The sequence below is a fragment of the Streptomyces sp. NPDC051218 genome (genome assembly GCF_044455475.1).
GTDB lineage: Bacteria > Actinomycetota > Actinomycetes > Streptomycetales > Streptomycetaceae > Streptomyces.
The window spans coordinates 1-19,539 of the sequence record NZ_JBITEU010000026.1 but is presented as its reverse complement, the minus strand read 5'-3'; the positions used below and the strand labels follow the sequence as shown (position 1 = coordinate 19,539).

Annotated in this window: 13 protein-coding genes and 2 pseudogenes; 7 read left to right on the top strand and 8 right to left on the bottom strand. The window is 68.2% G+C overall.

The window, feature by feature from the left end:
* Positions 1-34: 34 nt before the first annotated feature.
* The gene (locus ACIBCK_RS38910; RefSeq protein ID WP_399398067.1) at positions 35-370 is read left to right on the top strand and encodes a MerR family transcriptional regulator; all 336 of its coding nucleotides are present in this window, start codon (positions 35-37) and stop codon (positions 368-370) included.
* 312 nt (positions 371-682) lie between these two features.
* Here the strand turns inward: ACIBCK_RS38910 and ACIBCK_RS38905 are convergent.
* Positions 683-775, bottom strand: a pseudogene (locus ACIBCK_RS38905) (class F sortase); the annotation flags it as partial.
* Between ACIBCK_RS38905 and ACIBCK_RS38900 the strand changes: the two are divergent.
* The 3 genes from ACIBCK_RS38900 (at position 762) to ACIBCK_RS38890 (ending at position 4,354) form a co-directional block, all read left to right on the top strand.
* Positions 762-953 (top strand): class F sortase, encoded by a 192-nt coding sequence (locus ACIBCK_RS38900; RefSeq protein ID WP_399398065.1) that lies wholly within the window; start codon positions 762-764, stop codon positions 951-953. The pseudogene ACIBCK_RS38905 and the gene ACIBCK_RS38900 overlap by 14 nt on opposite strands.
* Positions 954-1,212: 259 nt before the next feature.
* A complete protein-coding gene (locus ACIBCK_RS38895; RefSeq protein ID WP_399398063.1) occupies positions 1,213-3,285 on the top strand; it encodes a Shedu anti-phage system protein SduA domain-containing protein in 2,073 nt (690 codons plus the stop codon).
* 229 nt (positions 3,286-3,514) lie between these two features.
* A complete protein-coding gene (locus ACIBCK_RS38890; RefSeq protein WP_399398061.1) occupies positions 3,515-4,354 on the top strand; it encodes a hypothetical protein in 840 nt (279 codons plus the stop codon).
* Positions 4,355-4,760: 406 nt separating this feature from the next.
* Here the strand turns inward: ACIBCK_RS38890 and ACIBCK_RS38885 are convergent, their stop codons facing one another.
* From ACIBCK_RS38885 to ACIBCK_RS38860, 6 genes are all read right to left on the bottom strand, one after another.
* On the bottom strand, positions 4,761-7,166 hold the full coding sequence (locus ACIBCK_RS38885; protein WP_399398059.1) for a hypothetical protein: 2,406 nt from the start codon (positions 7,164-7,166) through the stop codon (positions 4,761-4,763).
* Positions 7,167-7,432: 266 nt separating this feature from the next.
* Complete coding sequence (locus ACIBCK_RS38880) at positions 7,433-7,954, bottom strand: hypothetical protein (RefSeq protein WP_399398057.1); 522 nt, start codon at positions 7,952-7,954, stop codon at positions 7,433-7,435.
* 261 nt (positions 7,955-8,215) lie between these two features.
* Positions 8,216-9,187, bottom strand: a complete 972-nt coding sequence (locus tag ACIBCK_RS38875) for a TniB family NTP-binding protein (protein ID WP_399398069.1) — start codon at positions 9,185-9,187, stop codon at positions 8,216-8,218.
* Positions 9,188-9,252: 65 nt separating this feature from the next.
* Positions 9,253-11,358, bottom strand: a complete 2,106-nt coding sequence (locus ACIBCK_RS38870) for a Mu transposase C-terminal domain-containing protein (RefSeq protein ID WP_399398055.1) — start codon at positions 11,356-11,358, stop codon at positions 9,253-9,255.
* On the bottom strand, positions 11,355-12,116 hold the full coding sequence (locus ACIBCK_RS38865; protein ID WP_399398053.1) for a TnsA-like heteromeric transposase endonuclease subunit: 762 nt from the start codon (positions 12,114-12,116) through the stop codon (positions 11,355-11,357). The genes ACIBCK_RS38870 and ACIBCK_RS38865 overlap by 4 nt, the downstream gene beginning before the upstream one ends.
* A 160-nt stretch (positions 12,117-12,276) precedes the next feature.
* Complete coding sequence (locus ACIBCK_RS38860) at positions 12,277-13,638, bottom strand: DNA-binding protein (protein ID WP_399398051.1); 1,362 nt, start codon at positions 13,636-13,638, stop codon at positions 12,277-12,279.
* 287 nt (positions 13,639-13,925) lie between these two features.
* Between ACIBCK_RS38860 and ACIBCK_RS38855 the strand changes: the two genes are divergently transcribed.
* Genes ACIBCK_RS38855 through ACIBCK_RS38845 form a run of 3 tightly spaced genes read left to right on the top strand, consistent with a single transcriptional unit; the run spans position 13,926 to position 18,867 of the window.
* Positions 13,926-15,230, top strand: coding sequence for a hypothetical protein (locus ACIBCK_RS38855; protein ID WP_399398049.1), 1,305 nt, complete (start codon positions 13,926-13,928; stop codon positions 15,228-15,230).
* Positions 15,227-17,770 (top strand): ThiF family adenylyltransferase, encoded by a 2,544-nt coding sequence (locus ACIBCK_RS38850; protein ID WP_399398047.1) that lies wholly within the window; start codon positions 15,227-15,229, stop codon positions 17,768-17,770. Before ACIBCK_RS38855 ends, ACIBCK_RS38850 begins: the two co-directional genes overlap by 4 nt.
* Positions 17,767-18,867, top strand: coding sequence for a patatin-like phospholipase family protein (locus ACIBCK_RS38845; RefSeq protein WP_399398045.1), 1,101 nt, complete (start codon positions 17,767-17,769; stop codon positions 18,865-18,867). The genes ACIBCK_RS38850 and ACIBCK_RS38845 overlap by 4 nt, the downstream gene beginning before the upstream one ends.
* A 117-nt stretch (positions 18,868-18,984) precedes the next feature.
* Here the strand turns inward: ACIBCK_RS38845 and ACIBCK_RS38840 are convergent.
* A pseudogene (locus ACIBCK_RS38840) lies at positions 18,985-19,173 on the bottom strand (IS5/IS1182 family transposase); the annotation flags it as partial.
* Positions 19,174-19,539 lie beyond the last annotated feature (366 nt).

Below are 19,539 nucleotides of genomic sequence, written 5' to 3'. Positions count from 1 at the left end.
CACGCGTTCCCAGAGCGGTTCATAGAGAGGTGAAATGACAGCAGACGACTCGATCGGCCGTCTCGATGACGACGACTACCCCGCCTACACCATGGAACGGGCCGCTGAAATACTCGGCACCACCCAAGGCTTCCTGCGCGCCATCGGCGAAGCACGCCTCATCACCCCGATGCGCTCGGAGGGCGGCCACCGCCGCTACTCCCGCTACCAACTACGCATCGCCGCCCGCGCCCGCGAACTCGTCGACCAGGGCACCCCCATCGAAGCCGCCTGCCGCATCGTCATCCTCGAAGACCAACTCCAAGAAGCCCAACGCCTCAACGAAGAACACCGCGCTGGTGCTGAAGCGCGCCCCATGTCGGACGCCTGACTCACCGGTCGGGAAATCGGACGGGTGGCCTGCCCAGACCGGGACATCGACAACCGCACCGTCACTGTCGCGATCGACACCTCGGCTGCCCGTCTGGACTGATGCAACGACACGTCGACGATCGCCCGGCGCGCGCGGTGCCGGTGCACGGCTCCTCTACTCTTCGCCGCATCTGACGGTGCGGGGGACGCGGCGGACCGGCGATGGGTCTCTGGTCATCACCGGATCACCGTAGGGGCCTGTTGCGATCCTCGGCGCAGGATGTGTCGGCAGCGAGCTCGTGTACTGGGGGCGGGGAGGGGCGGCGGGTGACTAGCTGGCGCCTGTCAGGTGCGCGTAGACCACGACGTTGCCGGAGTAGCCGTCGCCTTTGCTGAACGAGCCGCCGCAGGTGATCAGGCGTAATACCGGCACCGCCGTGATCGCCGGACACGTCGACACCCCCAAGGGGCCCGCCGCCTTCTACGGCCTAGGCGCCTTGAAGAAGTGCGCCAAGATCCAGGTCACCCGCGAGGACGGTCTCACCGCCCACTTCGTCATCGACGGCGTCGAGGAATACGAGAACCCGAGGAGCAGTTCGTAGAGATCCTCACTCTGACCGGTGACGCCCTCAACGCTCTCGCTCTGCACGCCGCATCCCAGCGTCAGACTGGCCAGTAAACGGCCTTCCGCGTCTACATCAAGGCAGAGGGCACGTGAAGGATGGCTCGCCGACAAATCGACAGAACACCCCATGCCGTGCCGCGCCCACTCCAAGCCCAGCTCCAGCCGCGCGTCCAACTGGTACTGCCTAAAGTCCCGATCGAACGGCGCTTGACCGCCCTGCCCTCCATCCTGGACACATGACGTCCAACGACCCTCCCGCCCTGGCACACGCGCAGCCATCGATCACAACGGTGACGCGGCACGACATCTTCAACTACCTGCGCGAGATATCGAGCCCCTGGTGGGGGAAACTGGATGAGGTCACATTCCTGGAGGACCTCTACGACCTGGACCGACCTACGTCCGGGATCAGCGGACTGCCAACTGTTCGCGCCGACATCCAGCAGCACCGGTTCAACAACTACGACCTGCCTGACGACTGGATCTTCGAGGACTCTCGGTTGGAGCTCTCCGACGGGCCGGACGAGGTGCTGCTCGCTTTCCTGGCACGAACCGTCCATCCCGAGGTCGCGGCCGACGTGGAGGAGGCGAGGAAGCAGGTCGAGGAGCTGAACCGGCTGCTGGCACCGGACGGATGGGGCCTGCGTCCCTACGACTTTCTCTCCGGCCGCCCTATGTACACGCCGGTTCGACTTCCGCCCACGGGCCCGTTGATCCCGCTGCCGCTGAACGACGACGACACGGGCAAGCTCGACCTGGTCCTCGGCCAGACCTACAGCCTCCTGGACTGCGCCGGCGAGGAGATGGCATGCGACCTGCTGCGCACAGCTGTCCTGACCCTGCGCCGCGACGGCGGCTTCTTCAACCCCATGCCTGGTGACGGTTGGACGGCAGACACCTACGAGGCGGTCTTGACCGTGGAACGCGACATCGAGCCCACCTGCGCCCCGGAGACGAAAGAGATCATCTGGCAGACGCTGGAGACCCTGCTTGGCCAGCTCGGACGCACCGACGTCCAGGGCCTCGTGGTCGAAGGCGATATCCGTCCGCTGCCCAACATCCCGCCGGACTGGCGCTCCCACGCCACCGCACCCTCCACGCCCATCGTTCGCGGACTCCGCCTCCCCTTCTCCACCACCGAGTTCGACGTCACCCGTGGGGACTTCGCCGACCTGGAGATCCGCGGCTCGCAAGAGACCAGCGGGTTCCACTACCTCTACGACACCCGCGCACGTCGGATGATCACCGACTTCGTCCTCGACGACCGGCCCCAGGTGGCCACGCTATGCAGCGTCACCATCATCAAGAAGGGCAACACCTTCACGCCGAGGGTCAAGCTGTGGAAGAAGGACAAGAAGAAGGCCGGTGAGGTATCCGGCACGCAGTCGGTGCCCGACAACGGGGCCACCCGGGCCGTCAAGGCTCTCGTCGACACCGGGGACGTCCACGAGAACTTCTGGAAGGTCATCAACTTCCTCCAGGGCTGCGCCGGCCTGAGCACGCCCGGCGGCTCCCTCCAGCTCGTGGCCGGGGACCAGGACCAGCTGACCCAGCTGCTGACCGGCCAGGACCGGACGATGATTCTCGGGGCGGTCAGAACCGCGATCGGCGGCGGGCTCACCGAGGACGACATCCGCTTGATCAGCAACCGCAGAGAACAACTCCACCGTTTCGAGAGGTTACTGACCGACCCGGACTACTTCGAGCAGGAAGAGAGCCTGGCAACGACGCGCGGGGCGGAGGCGGTCTGGCAGGCCTTCTTCGAGGCAAACCAGTGGATCTTCGGATACGGACTCAACCTCATCGCCTGCGAATCCATCGACGACGGAAAACTGGAACGCATCACCACCGGCGCCAACATCTTCGGCGGAGCCGGGAAACGCATCGATGCCATCATGCGGTCCAAGGGCCTGATCAGCAGCATGCTCTTCTGCGAAATCAAGTCACACGACACGGAGCTGCTCGCCAAGACCCCATACCGCGCGGGCGTGTATCAAGCATCGAAAGAACTGGGCGGCGGCGTGGCGCAGGTACAGAAGTCCGCCAGCAAGGCCCAGCAGCTCATCTCCCGCGAGTTCCTCACCCGCATGTACGACGACGATGGCACCCCGACCGGCGTCGAACTGTCCACCACCCGCCCCCGGCAGGTCGTGGTGATCGGGAGCCTCCGTGAGTTCACCCATAACGGCGCCGTGAACCCGGAGAAGATCAACTCCTTTGAGCTGTACCGGACATCGATCCAGGACGTTGAGATCATCACGTTCGACGAGCTCTACCAGCGGGCGTGCTTTATCGTCGAAGATCGCTAAGGCTCCCGTCCACCGTCCCTGGGTGTGTCCAATCGACGGCAGTTGCTTACCAGGGCATGCCGAGTGCGTCGAGTTCCGCACCCGGCGACCGGCATGGTCCTGGCGGAGGCCCGCATCACACTCCCGCGCAGCTCTTGCCGTTGAGCACCATCTGATGGTGGCCCGCCCCGCCTCCAGCCAGTTCATCGCGATTAATGTGCTGGTTCAGACACGGGCAAGGGGCGGGACGATGGAAGACGAAGAGCACAAGTTTCCAGAGGCGTTCCACTACCAGGCTGGGATCGGCCAGCGGAGCAGCAACGCCTACTTCGGTACGGACGTGCTCAGTGGGTTAACCGCGGGGATGGACGAGTTCCTGACCGATCCAGAGGGCCGCTGGCGTCAGTACCGATCCCTGGGCGCTGCTGTTCTTGGATGCGTGCCCTGGCTAGACGATCAAGACCTCCTCAGCAGGATTGACCGCTTTCCTTCCGCATGCGTGGTCGTCACGAAACAGGAGCTGAAGAAGCGGGGCCGGGACAGGTTCGAGCGGCTCAAGCAATATGCGGACCAGGGGAGCGGCTTTCCCGCCGACGTCTTTGCCGAGATGACCGGTCTTGCCTCTCGCTACGACGGCCCTCCTCCGGCCATAGGCCCCTACACGCCTCCGGCTGATGGACTGCGAGTCCCGACCATCCGATCGTTCGGGTTCCGCAAGGCGGGCAAGCTGCCCGTACCGCTCATCCACGCCAAGATGTTCCTCCTTGGACACCTGTGGTGGCACGACGAAGACGGCTCTCCTTCGGGCGTCGCTGATGTCACTGGCTTCACCCCCAAGCGGCTTTGGCTGGGCAGCACCAACGGAACCAAGAGCTCGCGGCTCGGTCTGGAATTCGGCGTCTGGCTGGACGACCCAGACCTGCTGGCCGATGCACAGCAGTTCTTGGTCAAGGTGATGCGGTCATCCGAGACCATCGACCCAGACGATGACCTCTTCGAACCGGAGTACATCAACGTCAAGTACGACAACGACGCCTTCTACGAGGCATTGAGCGACAGCTTTGACGCACTTGACGAAGATGGCGAGTGACTCCACGACCGTCAGATCCAGCCGACGCCCAGTTTCCGCAGCGAGTCCATGTCCGGGAGTGTTTTTTGTGATTAGTGCGTGGTGCTGTGACCTGGGGTGATCAGTTGGATAGCTGGCTTGCGGGGGAGGAGTTCGGCGGGTGAGTGTAAGGCGGTGGCGGTGTTGTGCTGTCATGTCGTGCCGTTGGCCTGTGGGTTGTCAGGTTGGCAGGCGTGCGTGATCAGTTCTTGTCATCTGTATTGAGCGCTGATCATCTCCAGCGATTGTTGGTATGTCGCAAGCGAGGCCGAGGTGGCTGCGCCGTCTCATAGGGGGAAGGGCGGCAGGGCGGGCGACTCAGTGCTGTCCTCTTCGGGCTCTGGTGACGGTGGCCGTGGCCGTGGCCGTGGTGCGTGATGGTTCGGCTCTACCAGAGGTTGCGGACGGGGTCGTCGGCGCCAAAGGCACGTTGCTCGGCGGAGCGGAGCAACTTGGCGTAGGTCTTCTCCTGCTCGCACACGTCTGGTACCTCGTGCGGCTGTGCGTCCCAGTGGGGTAGGTCCCGCCACCCGAAGGTCGGCCGTGGTTGTGGGTTCAGCCAGTAGTCGGCCGTGACCACTCGGCAGGAACCGTCACCCGTGTCGTGCGTGATGGCGGTGGGGCAGTCGGTGTGAAGGTCGCCGGCACCGAGAACGATGGCGGGGGAGTGGAGTGCCTCAGCGATCTTTCGCAGTTTGGTTACTTCGGCGACGTTCAACTGTCGGCCGCTGCGCTTGACTTCGGCGGGTACCACGGCGCCGTCGGCGAACAGCAGCACGATGTCGGCTTCTCCGATCTCCTGGTCACCGCGGTAGAAGTTGACGCCTGGATAGGCGCCGACGAGGTGGCCTGGTCGGGTTTGGAACACGGAGATGAGCCATCTCATGATCAGCGCGTGGTAGATCGAGTCGTCGTCGATGGAGCGACGCAGCGGTTCAGCCAGGCGGTACCGGAAGGGCAGGCTGAGAAGGTTGAACGGAGCCGTCATGATCAGTCCACAGCGCGGGCAGGGCAGTGGCGGTACGGCTTGCCCCAGCTCCAGCAGCAGTTTGTTCCGGCAGTGCTCGCATTTGAGCTGGACGAGACGCTGCACCAGCTTCCGTCCGTCGGCCCAGCGCAGCCATGTCTCTGCTGTGCTGCGTTCTCCGCGCAGCGCTTGCTGGACTTGATTCACGTCGAGGGTTCCGGAGGTCTCCTGATCGTGCGAGACGTTCACGTCGGTGATGAGCGCTTTCAGTTCCTCAAATGCTTGCTCGGGATTTCGCTGCGCATCAGCGACGGTCCTGGCTTGCTTGTCCGTGCGTTTTTTCCACCAGCTCATCGAGGTGCTAGCTGCAGTCTTGTAGAGCAGCTCCAACAGCCCACGGTGACCTAGCCAGCGCAGCTCGGCGGGATCGCCAAGCAACCTGGTCAATGCCATGGCGTGGCGGCCGTTGGCCGACGCTTCCACTCTCAATCCGTGGTCGTGGGCCACTGCTTCAAGCATGGTCCACGTCTGCGGCCACACCACTTCCTGGAAGGTGTCCTCGCCGGCCAGGGTGATGAACCCACCACCTCCGTACTGCCACGATGCCTTTGCGCCGCGTAGCACCGTCGACGCGGGAACCGGTCGTCTGTCGACCTGGACCGTCAGCTTCAAAGGCACCGTCCGTCCGCCAGTGACACCTAGCCACTCCCGGTCCTCGTCCGTGCGGGTCGGGACCAGAGCGTGCCCTTGTTCAAAGGTCAGGGATGTGACTGTGCTGCGGGCCGCTGGGCGGGCAGGCGCCAACACGTCGTCCAACGGGGGCGTCTCCGGCTGCTCGCCATTCACAGTGGCGCCGTCGGCGATCGCGGACAGCTCCGACGCGGAAAGGCTCGCGGATACCAGGGCTGGATGGGCACTGAGGCCTCGCATCCGGAAGTGCTGCTTGACCTCGCAGAGAAGTTCGATGGTTGGTTGGAAGTCTGGTGTGCCGTCAGCTTTGCGCTGGTAGGGAAGGCCCAGCGGCAGGCCGACAGGCCAGCCATGCAGTGCCCGCAGATTCCACAACAGGCAGGCGTCAGCGACGCTTTCCCGCTCGTACAGCACAACCACGTCGCCCGCGTTCTGCCGCGACCACACCCCTGGCTCGTTGAGCCAACCGTCAAGGGCGCTCACGCTCGCTGCCGATCTGCGCGTCGACAAGGCGATCCGACTCAGGCCGACGGGACACCCGCCACTCAACCGTTCCTTCAGGTCGGCAAGCCCCGGTGCCGTCACCGCCTCATGCCGGACTTCAAGCACGTCGCTGTACCGCAAGCCGTCTTGGGCTCCTCCTCTCGCGAGGAGATCACCGTTCGGGTTGACCGGCAGCCGGCCGCACGTCATCAGATAGCCCAGGGCCCATGGGCTGTGATCGGGCACAGTTACGGACGTGACCGCGCGGAGCTGCTCCGGGCTTCGAGCAGCAGCAACCAGGAGAACCGGGTGCCCACCCAACCCTGTACCGACCCGCAAGCCTGCTTGCTCTCCCATGGACTGAAAGGCCGACCACATATCCCCTGTCACCGACTGTTCAGGTGGAACGACGAGACGGTCCACCTCGCTTCGCCGCAAAAGATCCGGATACGGCTCGTGCATAGTGCCGTTGGCGGCCCGGACTGGGATCAGCAGGGAACTCGTCCCTCCCCAGGTCTGGCACAGAAGCTCGACCAGCGCCACCAGGCTTGCGTAGTCGTCATCCGGTACCAGCCGCGCTGCACGCGTCGGGCGCAGATGGCGATACGCCTGGAGGGCGCCCATCAATGGCTCAGCGTCAAGGACTTCACGCATGTGCTCTCCCGCTCCAGCGAATCGGGTCAGGGCCTGAGACTAACGACCCTGTGACTGCTGAGCGCTGACGCGACAGCATGTCCTGGCTGGCAGGACCGCCACCTGCATGATCACCTGGCCGCCGGTACCCCACGTGCTGCTCCATAGCGGCAGCATGGCACTACGCCCAGCTCCCACCAGGCGCCCCACGCGAGCGAAGAACCGTCTCTGGTCCCGCCTTCGAGGGCATCGCCTGCAGCCGTTGAGGCTGGTTGTTCAGCTCCCGCTCAAGTTGTCTGCCCGGTGTTTCGGGCTCGGTGTTCGCGGAGTGCTTGGAGGATGCGTTGTCGGTGTTCGTCCTGGGAGCTGTCGGGGTCTGGGGCGTCGAGGAGCGGGCCAAAGCGGTTGTACAGCCCTTCGAGGCCAATGAGGGCATTGAGGCTTTGCAGGGTGTCGTTGTCGATGAGGGGAAAGGGTGCCCGGTCGGACGGGAGGAGCGCGGAGAGGAGGTCGAGCGGGGTCCACTCCTCGTCGAGACGTTGGTTGATCCAGGTTCGGGCGTCTTCGGGTCCGGCGTGGCGCCATGCCCAGATGAGGGTCATCTCCAACTCGGTGAGTTCGTGGACGGGGCGGCTCGCGGCGGGGGCGAGGTGCCGTGCGGTCTCGTGGCTGATCAGTGAGCGGGCTTCACCGATCCAGTCGGGGGTGGGTGCTGCCTGTGTGTGGTCCGGGCCGTCGGAGTCGGCACGGGGGGTGACGCGTGGCAGGGTGCGAGCAGAGAGAACGGCTCCGTCGGGGGTCTCGGCCATGGTCTTGAGGATTGCGGGCCGCTCGGGCTCGTGTGGGGAAGGTGCCCGCTCCCCGCACCCCAGTGAGGTGGCTGGGCTGGGGTGTTGTGGGTTTGTTGAGAGGTGGGTTTGGTGGCTTAGGCGGTTGGGGCGGGGTGTGTGGGCTGGGGCTATGTGTTCTGTGTTGAGGGTGGCTGGGTGTGTTGTAGGTAGTTCTGGCGTGTAATGGCCTGATTGGTGTTTGTGCTGTTCAGGGCTGTTTCGGCTGCCTGGCGGGCGGGGTTATCGGCTGCGGGTGTGGGGGCGGTGGTGGGTTTCGGCGAGGTGGTCGAGTCGTACCGTGTCGAGGGTGGTTTTGGTGATGCGTTCGGTGCCGTCGCTGATGGCGGTGATGGCGGCTTGGCGGATGAGTCGGGTGAGGGATCCGATGCGGCCTGCGGTGCGCTGGTGGAGGTAGGGGGCGTGGCGGGGGAGGGTGCCGGGTTTGTGCTGCTGGAGGTCGAGATGGGTTTCGATGTCGGTGATCACGTCGCGGAAGGGGTGGCGGGTGCCGTGGCGGGCGGGTAGGGGGCCGCAGTCGACGAGGGTGGCGCGTCCGGCGAGTTGGGCGCCGCGGGTGCCGGTGAACAGTGGGGTGTCGGTGACGTTGATGCCGGCGTAGACGAACGTTGCGGGGAGGCGTTCGGTGAGGTCTTTGATGAGGTCGGCGGTTTGGGCGCCGGTGGTGGTGCGGGGGTTGAGGCGGTGGATCTCGTCGATCATCACCAGCTGGACACCGGCCTGGGTGTAGGTGTGGCAGACGGCTTCGGTGATCTGGGTCTGGGTCATGCGCGCGGTTGTGGGGATGCCGAGGTAGCGGGCGAATTCGGTGATGAGGGTTTTCGCGGTGGCGCCGGGCGGGACCAGGACATACGCGACGGGTACCGCGGCGTGCGCTGATCCGGGCGGCGGCGGGTTCTTGCGGGTGTAGGCGAGGTGGCAGGTACGCCCGACGTTCAGGAGGGCGGTGGTTTTCCCGGCTGCTGCGGGCCCGGTGACGATCAGGGAGGGCCGTGCGGTGGTCTGCTGGTGGCGGCCGAGGATCATCAGGGTGCGGACCTGGGTGGCCAGGGCGTGGATGGCGGGGGTGCGGATGGTGACGAACGCGGAGTGGTAGGCCAGGCGTTCTTCCGTGCTGCGGGGCGGGTCGCCGGGCCGGGGAGGGACGACGGGGTCGGTGGTCGCGAAACGGTGCCAGCCCTGCCAGGTGGTCAGCGGCCAGGACGGCTCGGCTCCGCTGCTGCCGCCTTGTGTGCTGCCCGCGCTTCTCTGGCTCGGGTTCACCATTTGTCGGCTTCCTCGTAGGCGTCGTAGAGCCCGAATCCGGCGGCCGGGGCGGGGCTGAAGTCGTCGTCGGGCAGGTCGTCGAGGTCATCGATGCTGTCGTCTTCGTCCAGCTGTGCTGGACTGTCGCCGGGTGCTTCGGTGCCGGGGGCCCCGTCGCGGGCTGCGGGGAGAGGGACGTGAGCGGTGCGGGCCAGGAGTGCCTGTTCGGTTCTGGTGGCGAGGCCGCTGTGGACGCGGCGCATGAGCTGGTCGAGGGCGTCGGCGAGGTCAGCTTCGTACTGCTCGGCGTCGCTGTGGTTGCCGTGCAGGGCGAGGGTTTGGATGTGCTGCCAGGTGCGTTCGTCGAAGGGCCGGTGGACGTGGTCGCGGTGGATCCACGGAATCTCGGTCAGCTCGCCGTCGGGGAGGCGGACCCAGACCTGGCGCACATCGTGGGGGTTGTAGTGGATCTCCCATTTCCCGCCCCGGCCCGCGACGGAGGATGCCTGGCCGCGGTGCGGGGCGAGGAGGTCGGCGTCGTAGGTGCGGTGGTGGATACGGATGCCGGAGGGGGTGACGGCTTGCCAGCGCACGGGCAGCAGTTCGAGGTAGTCGCGGCCGGTCAACGGGACGGGTACGTATCCGGTGACGGCGACGAGGACGGCCCACATCTGGTTCGGCGTGAGGGCCTTCTTGGGCATCATCGGGTGGCGCAGGCCTGCGTGGGGCCGGTGGTGGTAGTGCACCAGCCATTCGTCGAGGAGGTCCTGGAGCTGGGCGATGCTGTAGCAGGCGTCTTTCTCTGTGTCGGGGCCGCGGCGGGTGACGTCGGAGCCGGTGTAGCCGGGCAGGTGCTGGCAGAACAGGTGGTTGATGGTGCCGAAGGTGCGCTCGACGATGCCCTTCGCGGTGGGGGCGTGCGGTGGGGCGGGCTGGACGCTGATGCCGAGGCTCTCGCAGGCGGCGGTGAAAGCCCGGGAGACGAAGATCTTGCCGCGGTCGACGACGAGCGTCTCGGGCAGGACGACCGGCCGGGCCGCCGCACCGGCCAGGCGCTCGTCCAGGGTGGCCAGCCGCTGGTGGGGGAGTGCGTGGGCGTGGTCCATGCGCAGGATGTCCGGCCAGGTGGGTCGGGCGGGGTGCGGGACGGCCATCTCCGCGAGCAGCAGGGCCGCGTCGACGGCTTTGGTCGTGCTGGGGCACAGCACGGCGGCGAGGATGGCGCGGGTGGCGACGTCGATGGCGATGGTGAGTTCGGGGCGGGCGAGGGTGCCGTCGTCGAAGAGGGCCAGGACGTCCAGGCGGGTGGTGTCGATCTGGACCTGCTCGCCCGGCCGCAGCGCCGTGGCGGGGGTGAAGGCCCGCCCCTCGAAGCTCGCGGGCACCTGGCGGACCGGGCCACTGGGTAGTTCGCCGGGGCGGGCGAGTGTGGTGACGAGCCGGTACAGCGTGGCCTGGGACGGGACAGGCACCGTACCGGGGCCGTGCTGTTCCTGAAGGATCTGGTTGATGAGCGGGAACAGGCCGTTGATGGTGCCTTTGGAGCGCCCGCGCCGGCGGCGCAGCGCTTCACGGACGGCGGCGACGACTCGTTCGTCGGAGCGCCCGGTGGGGCTGGGGGTACGGGTGGTGCGGTGGTCGAGGAGCCCCCACAGGCCTTGTTTGCGGTAGGCCAGGCGCATGCGCTGAACTGTGGTGCGCGACACCCGGCCGAAGCCGAGGGCGGTCAGCTCCTCGGCCTTGGCCTGTTCCCGCTCGGCCAGCGTGTGCCGTGCGGGGTCGTACTGCTCCCGCACCGCTCCAGCACTGCCGGGCCCGTCGCCAAGGCCGCATTCGACTTCCCGCACATGCCGCTGCCAGGCCAGGGCCTTCTCCCGCGCCGCGGCGGGGGCGGTCTCGAACAGTCCCCACCGCGGGGCCGTCTGCGGTACATCGGCCCCGATGACGCTGAAGCCGGGATCGGCGAACAGGTACCCGGCGAGCACCGCCTCGCCACCGCCGTCCGGGCCGACGAGATGGATCACCTGCCCGGACAGGGCGACCACCTGCCACTTCACACCGCGGAAACGGACCTGCGCCCCGACTTTCACCGCCGGCCGGGCGTTGCGCCGCGCGGTCACCGGGCCCCTCCCGCCGTGCGACCCGGGCCACTCCAGTCCGCAGGACCGACCAGGGTGCGCTCGTGCAGTGGCTTCTCCAGGTCTGTCTTCAGCTTTCCGTTCCATAGTGCGTGGAAGACGGCGGGGAGAATCTCGATCGGGTCACCGGCCTCTTCAGCGCCCTTGATCAGCGGCCGCGGCCGAGCGAACGCCTCCACAACCGCAGGCGTCAGGCCGGGGCGGCCGGCGTTGCGGGGGTGGCGGTAGCCAGCCAGCCATTTCAGATTGGCGGCCAGGACGTCGTCGAGCGGCGCAAGGCGCCGGTAGGCCCAGCCGATCTCCTCACACGCCGCGCCCACCGCTTCGGCGGCCTTCACCGCGCGGTCGCCGCCGGCCTCCGGGTGGCTGGGGCAGTCGGCCAGCAGACCCGTGCCGTCGCGGTACCGGGCGAACAACTGCGGCACCCAGGAACGCACCCGGCCCCGCTCCTCGCGCCACAACAGCCGTACCGGACGCCCCGCGAGCCCGGTCACATCGGGGTCGCGGTCCAGGACCATCAGCTGGGCGCGCATCGCGTTCGACCCTGCGGCCACGTGCCGCCCGGTGGTCGCCGACCACCACAGACCCGGCCCCCAGCGGCGCCCCGGGATCGCCGGGAACGCCGACACCGGCGGCAACTCCTCGAACGCCACGGCCACCGAGGCATCCGCCCACCGCTGCTGAACCGACTGCCCCACCGGATCGAGGAACACCGCCTCGAACCCGCTGCGAGGATCCACGGCCTCTCGTCCTGCCCGGCCCCCGGGCCGGACCCCTCCTGTGCTGATCACCCGCGTCAGCCAAGCCGCTCCTGCTGACAGGTGCCGCCGTTTTCAGGGTTTCTGCCACAAACGAGTGCTCTATCAGCTAACAGCCGATGCGCCCGGTCCTGCCTTGCTCTCAACCGCCGTCTTCCTGCCCGCCTGCCGTCAGCATGCTCCTCAGTGTCCCGGGGGACATATCCGCCCACCGGGCCACCTCTTCCAGCGGTACCCCGCCGTTCACTGCCGCCACCGCGGTCCGCTTCCAGGCCGCCTCGACCAGACCGGCACTGTGACCGAGGCCTTGAAGCAGCTGCCGGGCGACCTCGGCGGTCGGCCCGCTCTGCACGCCGCGCAGCTGCAGCAACTGCTCCTCGGCACTGCCGATGAGACTGCCGATCCGCATCCGCTGCTCGGGCGGCACCACCGTCCGCCACATCGTCCCCGAGCCCGGTGCCCGTTTCTCCTTGCCCAGCACCCGCAACTGCCCCGCCATCGTCACCGGCTGATGCTCCCGGCGCAGCCACCAGGGGTCGTTGTCGTATCCGTGGGGCCCACCCGCCCCACGGCGCAGCCGGATCACGCTGCCCATCCACGCGATCAGCGGACCGCCATGGTCCGCCGCGGCCAGCGGCCCCAGCCACTCCCGGCCTACCCGTTCACCGAGCCGACGGCAGAACAACCCGTCGACGGACAGCACTCGCGGCTGCCCGGCACCACTGTCCACCCACACCAATTGAGCCATAGCAGGGTCAAGCAACACATCGGCCACGGCCACCACCTCGGGAAAGACCACCGCGTCCCGCCCCACGATCCGCCACCGCTCCAGATCACCCCCGGCATCACCGCCCGCGACCTGATGCAGCCGCCGCGGCCAGATCTTCTCCCGCTCCCAGCGCAGGGCCTGCTCCCACCAGCGGGCCACCACCGCGTGCGCCAACGCGAACACCCGCTCCGGCTCGGCCCCCGCCCGCACCGCCCGCCGCGCCACCCCCGCCCACCGCAACCGCGCCGCGACCACCTCCGGCAGGCGCCGCACGTCCAAGTACTCATGGGGCTGGTCGGCATCCGCACCAAGGAGCCACCGCCCGTGCCGGACACACACACGGTTCCACCGCGGGACGTACAGCACCGCCGGCCCAGCCGCCCCCGTACGCCGGGCCGTGCACAGACGACAGCCGAACGCCACCGGACCGGCCACCGCACCACCGATCCGCCACGCCGCCGCCGGCTCCCCGGCATCCGCGGCAGGCAGCCTGGCATCCTCCCGCCCCCAGGACGGCAAAGCCCGCGCCAGCACACCCTCCTCGACGCCGCACAGGCCTGCCAGGAGCTGCCGTCCAGCCGCATTCAGCAGCACCTCGGCATCTGCCCGACAGGTCCCGCCCTCGTGCTTGGGCCGGTGGTTGCGCCAGCGCCAACAGGACCGCAACGCCTTGGCCTTCAGTCCGTAGCGGCTGGCGATGCGGTAGATCAGCGACGAGGTCGTCTCCCTCGGCAAGGGAGCGGTCCGCAGTAGGCCAAGGTCATGGGGCACTCCGCCACGGTCTCGTATTCGCAGTCCCGGGCGGGCGCTTTCAGAACGGATGCCCAGCACATTAAGTGGAGCGGTTGGGAGAGACCGGGTCGGCCCTAACGCCACGACGACGACGCCGCCGGCAGCGGCCGGGGAAGGCGCTGCGCTGCCTGATGGAGGCTGCGTTGTCAGTGGCGCGTGGTAGACCTGATTTCCAGTGAACTTGTCTGCTTTTAACGCTAGTTGATCAACATCGAGTGAAGAGGTACGACATGGTGGAGACGGAACTTCCCGGACAGGGGGTGGTGTTCTGGCCGGTGGGCACGGGGGACTCCACCACGATCGTGGTCGGCGACAACCTGGTCATGCAGGTGGACCTGCGGGACATGAAGGCCGCCGACGAGGACGACGCGGTGGTCGCCGCCGTTATTGACCGCCTGGAGGAGACCCTCCCGCGACCCGACGGCACGACGCCCTACCTGGCGGTCTTCGCCCTGACCCACGCCGACTCGGACCACTGCTGCGGCTTCGGCGACCTTCTGGAGAGCTCCATCCTGATCGGGGAGATCTGGGCGACGCCCCGGCTGTGGCGCGAACTGTCCGAGGACAAGCCGATGTGCGAGGACGCACAGCGCTTCCAGGACGAGGTCGAGCGACGCGTGGACGCCACCCTCAAGGCTGTCAAGGACGGCAAGGAGCCGGCCAGCGGAGACCGGGTGCGCATCATCGGCTACGACGAGGACCGCGAACTGCACTCCTACGCCGAACTGCCCGACGAGTACTTCACCTTCCCCGGCGACGTGATCAACAAGATCGACGGCCAGGACGTCGAGGACCGGTTCGAGGCGTTCGTCCACGCACCGTTCAAGGACCACTGCGCCGGCGACCGCAACGACACGTCCTTGGCCCTGCAGGTACAGCTGAAGGCCAGTGACGGCACAGTCGGCCGACTGCTGTTCCTGGGCGACCTCGCCTACCCCATCATTAAGATGATCTTCGAGAACAGTGAAGCCGCGGGCAACGCGGACCGGGTGGAGTGGGACGTGCTGCTCTCTCCGCACCACTGCTCGAAGAAGGCCATGTACGCCGAGGGCGAGGACGGCGAGGAGGAGCTCAAGCAGGACCTTCTCGATCTGCTCCAGGCGCATGCCAGCCCGGACGCCCGGGTGATCGCCAGCTCGTTGCCCTTCCGCGAGAAGGACGAGAAGGGCAACAACCCGCCGCACCTGCTGGCCCGGGACGCCTACGCGTCGATCACCGACTACGAGGTGCTGTGCACGGGGGAGTACCCCTCCAAGGAGGAACCCCGTCCGGTGGTCTTCGCCCTGGAGCCGGGCCTGGGCCTCGAACTGGTGGACGTCGCCGACCTGGAGAACAAGGCCCGGATGCTGGAGGCCGCGGGCGGGGGACGCCGGCTGCTGGCCGCACTGGGTGCCTCCCGCTACCCGGCCGCGGCCTTCGCTGCCGGTGCCGGCCTGCCGCACCCGCGGGGTACGGACGCCGCGCGCGCCGGTGTGCAGCAGGCCAGGGGCGACAAGGCCGAGCCCGCGGTACAGATCGGGTTCGGTGCCGCGTGAAGGACAGCACCACCCTGGAGCTCACCGAGGGCCAGCAGCTCGCCCTCGACCAACTGCACCGGATCGTCCAGGCATCTCGAGGATCGGTGGCGGCCACCCACGTGGCCGCCACAGCCGACGGGTACGTCGAGGCCCGCATCAGCGTCGACTGCGCCAACCTGCCGCCCACCCAGGACGGCCTGCGGCTGCGCAGCGTCGAGGCGGCCACCCTTCGGATCCCTCCGAACTTCCCCTTCACCGCCCCTAGCGTGCAAACCCGGCACACCCGCTTCGCCGGCGCCCCGCACGTCAACTGGGGCCGCCACCTGTGCCTGTACCGCTCGACGGCGACCGAGTGGGATCCGGCTGATGGCATGTACGGATTCATCACCCGCCTCCTGGACTGGTTCGAGGCGGCCGCCGCGGGACAACTGGACCGGCCCGGCGAACCCCTGCACCCCCCGAACGCCCTGACCGACCACACCGCGGGACTCCTCGTGATCCGCCACGACGCGCCCGTCGCACGACCGGACGGGCCGTGGCTGGGCGCCGCCGTACTGCACCAGGTCAACGACATCAGATGCGACGTCGTGGGCTGGCTCCCCGTCGAGGACCCCTGGCCCGACAGCCTGGAACAGTTGCGGGAGAGCGCCGCGCTTCCGGCCGGCGCCCGCGCCTTCCTCGCCCCCGTCGTCGTCACCACGAAGCACCTGACGTTCGAATACCCGCTCACCGCGCGCGAGCTGCTGGAATCCATGGCCCGCGACCACATCACGCCGCGCCTGCTGCTGGGGCTGACGGGATTCGTCACAGGCCACAACCGCACCCTGCTGTGCCCCGACGCCGACGCCACCGCGTCGACAGGGGACGACGAGGACACCCCAGCCGCGCCGGTGCACCTGCTGCTGGGCACCCCCTCGCGGGGTATCGCCGGCGACGGGCCGCGCCGGACGCACCTGGTGGCCTGGCACCTGCCCGACTTCGCCGATCAGGTCGGGCGCCTGGCCGCCGACACTGCCTTCAGCGGGCATGCGTACCTGGCCGAACTGGGCGACGAGGTCGTCCGGTTCGGCACCGACTGGCTCGACCGCCAGAGCACCCGGTGGATGCGCGTCTACGAAGCCCGGCCCGAGGTCACGATCCGACGCGACCACGCCAGCCCCGCGGCCTGGCTGCGCGGCAAACGCATCCTCGTCCTGGGCGCGGGCGCCCTGGGAGCACCCGTCGCCGACATGTGCGCCCGCGCCGGAGCCGCGCACCTCACCGTCGCCGACCACGGACTCGTCCACCCCGGAATCCTGGCTCGCCAGCCCTATACGGACGCCGACATCGGCTTTTCCAAGGCGAGGGTCCTGGCCGACCGCCTCAACCGGATCGACCCCCACGCCACCCGTGTCGAAGCCCTCGTCGGCAATGTCACCACCCGGCTGTCCGCCCTCGACCTGCACACCTTCGACCTGATCTGGGACTGCACCGCCAACCGCATCGTCCGCGCCCACCTCGAACGCGCCCGCCGCACCGACACCGACCCCTGGCCCCACCTGGCCACACTGATGATCGGCCACCACGCCACCCGCGGCATCGCCGCCATCTCACCCCGCGGTGCCACCGGCGGTGGCACGGACATCCTGCGGCGCACCGCGCTGGCCGCGCACGCCGATGCCACGCGCGCCTTCGACGACCTGATCGACGACTTCTTCCCCACCACACCCCCGACCGAGCTCTTCCAGCCCGAACCCGGCTGCTCGGACGCCACCTTCACCGGATCGGCCGCCGACGTCACAGCACTGGCCGGACAACTGGCGACCGGCGTCCTCCACGCCCTGTCCGAACCCGCCGACCGGCACACCATGGCCGTCCTCATCGTCCGCATGCCCACCGGCCCCACCAGCACCCAGCCGTCCGAGCCGCGCTGGCTGACCTGGCTCAACGACACCCTCACCACGGACGAGGCCACCGGTTACGACGTGCGCATCACCCCCACCGCACTGGCCGAGATGCGCGCGGAAGCCCGCCGCGGTGCCCGAGTGCGGGGCCCGCGCGTGGAAACCGGCGGCACCCTGCTCGGCGCCGTCGACGACGCGACCGGTGTGATCTTCATCGACGAGGCCACCGGCCCGCCCCCCGACTCCCTGCTGACCGAGGCCTACTTCCAGCACGGCCTGGACGGCGTCAGCGGCCACCTCACCGCCCGCCGGAAGGCTACCGGCAACATCAGCCGCTTCCTGGGCATGTGGCACACCCACCCGCACACCGCTGCCCAGCCCAGCGCCACCGACCGCGCCGCCATGACCAGCCTCACCCTCCCGCTGGACGACGCCCCCGCCCGCGCTCTCGTCCTCATCGCCGGAGGACCACCCCCCGTCTGGCACCAGTGGCTCGCCACCGGGGACAGCCCCGACCTCTACGCCCACCTCGCCGCCCGCACCGCCTCGGTCACGGCCCAGCCGCCCCCGCCGCAACCACCCGCTCACCTCGGCCCCGTGCAGTGGTGGCCCGGAGGCTACTCCACCCGCCCCCACAGTCCCGTCCCCGTCCCACGCAAGGGCTCCCGCTCATGACCCGCACCATCGGCCTCGCCCTGTCCGGCGGCGGCTCCCGCGCCGCCGCCTTCCACCTCGGCTGCCTGCGCGCCCTGCACGACCGCGATCTCCTCGACTACATCCGCGTCGTCTCCGGCATCTCCGGCGGCTCCCTCCTCGCCGCACTGTGGGCCTACGGCCCGCCGGACTTCGCCGACTTCGACGCCCGCACCACCGACTTGCTGCGCTCCGGCCTACAACTGGACATCGCACGCCAGGCATTCAAACCCTCCGCGGCCGCCCGCAACCTCACCGCGGCCGCCCGCGCAGGCACCCGCCAGCTGTTCACCCGCACCACCCAGGTCACCGTCGCCCGCCCCGCCAACCGCACCGACGCCCTGGCCGCCGTCCTCGCCCACAAGGCGTTCGGCACCACCACCCTGGCCGACGTCACCCACCCCGGCCTCGACGTCGTCCTCACCGCCACCGACCTGGCCACCACCAACGCGGTTCGCTTCGGCAGCACCCGCAGCGGCTGCTCCCGCTACGGCACCATCACCGAACCCGTCCACGTCGCCATCGCCGTGGCCGCCTCCGCCGCCTACCCCGCGCTCCTGCCAGCCCTGGAAAGCACCTTCACCTTCCAGCACCGCGACGGACACCACCAGCAGCACACCGTGCTGCTCACCGACGGCGGCGTCTACGACAACCTCGGCCTGTCCGTCCTCGAACCGGGACGCTCACCGCACCACACCCAGCACGTCTACGACGTGCCCTTCATTATCTCCTGCGACGCCGGCCTGGGGGAGCTCGCACTGAAGGCACCGCACTTCATGCTCGGGCGCCTCAGCCGCTCCTTCGCCACCGTCCACCGCAAGGCTCAGGACTCCGCCCGCGCCCGCCTGCACGAGTGGGCCGCGAGCGGACGCATCGACGGTTTCGCCCTTGCCTATCTCGGAATGAAGGACGACCGCCTGCCCGCGCCGCCAGCCGACCTCGTTCCGCGCAGCGCGGTCGCCTCCTACCCGACCAACTTCGCCGCCATGGCCCGCAGCGACTTCGAGGCCATCACCACCCGCGGCGAACAACTCATGCGCACCGTCTTGCCGATGTACCTGCGGTCTGCGCACCGCTGAGGCAGCAGCGAAGCGGTAGGGGATGCCCTTCTCGTACAGATTGCGGCCGGTTGCCGGCCACGGCACCCCCATAGCCTGACTGAGCGTTTTGCCCTGTGAGGTGTGTTTGATCCCAGGTCAGGTTCCGCGCCAGTCGGGGGTGTTTTCGCCGGTGAGGCGGCGGGCCATGAGGTCGATCATTGCGAGGTGGACCATGGCTTCGGACCGGTGTGGATGGGTTTCGTAGTCGCGGGCGAGCCTGCGGTGGTGCATGAGCCAGCCGATACACCGCTCGATCGTCCAGCGTCTTGGAACGACCGTGAACCCCGCGCAGTTTCACTGACCGGCGACAACACGATCATCCGCGAGGCGGATCGGAGGGTCCCATCCGATCGAGACTCCATCTGTAATACATTTTGAAGCAAGACACAACCTCAGCTACTCCACACCCCCGGCAGCCCACCACCCCCTACTGCCGGGCCGTCAGGCCCGTTGGTGGGCCATGTGGAGCATGGCACGCCTGGTGACGCGGAGCGTCATAGGTGGCTGTAGCGCAGCGGAAGCCACTACGGGGGCGCAGCCCCCGTAAGCTCCGGGAGCGCAGCGGACGGAGCGTCAACTATGTTGCGCAGTAACGTAGTTGACATGGGACGCGCAGCGTCCCATGTCCGCTCCCGCGGAGCGGGAGCGGAA

What these genes read in the sequence shown, in the direction of transcription:
- ACIBCK_RS38910 (WP_399398067.1), top strand. Translation starts at nt 35, where the DNA reads ATGACAGCAGACGACTCGATCGGCCGTCTCGATGACGACGACTACCCC.
- ACIBCK_RS38895 (WP_399398063.1), top strand. Translation starts at nt 1,213, where the DNA reads ATGACGTCCAACGACCCTCCCGCCCTGGCACACGCGCAGCCATCGATC.
- ACIBCK_RS38890 (WP_399398061.1), top strand. Translation starts at nt 3,515, where the DNA reads ATGGAAGACGAAGAGCACAAGTTTCCAGAGGCGTTCCACTACCAGGCT.
- ACIBCK_RS38885 (WP_399398059.1), bottom strand. Translation starts at nt 7,166, where the DNA reads ATGCGTGAAGTCCTTGACGCTGAGCCATTGATGGGCGCCCTCCAGGCG.
- ACIBCK_RS38880 (WP_399398057.1), bottom strand. Translation starts at nt 7,954, where the DNA reads ATGGCCGAGACCCCCGACGGAGCCGTTCTCTCTGCTCGCACCCTGCCA.
- ACIBCK_RS38855 (WP_399398049.1), top strand. Translation starts at nt 13,926, where the DNA reads ATGGTGGAGACGGAACTTCCCGGACAGGGGGTGGTGTTCTGGCCGGTG.
- ACIBCK_RS38845 (WP_399398045.1), top strand. Translation starts at nt 17,767, where the DNA reads ATGACCCGCACCATCGGCCTCGCCCTGTCCGGCGGCGGCTCCCGCGCC.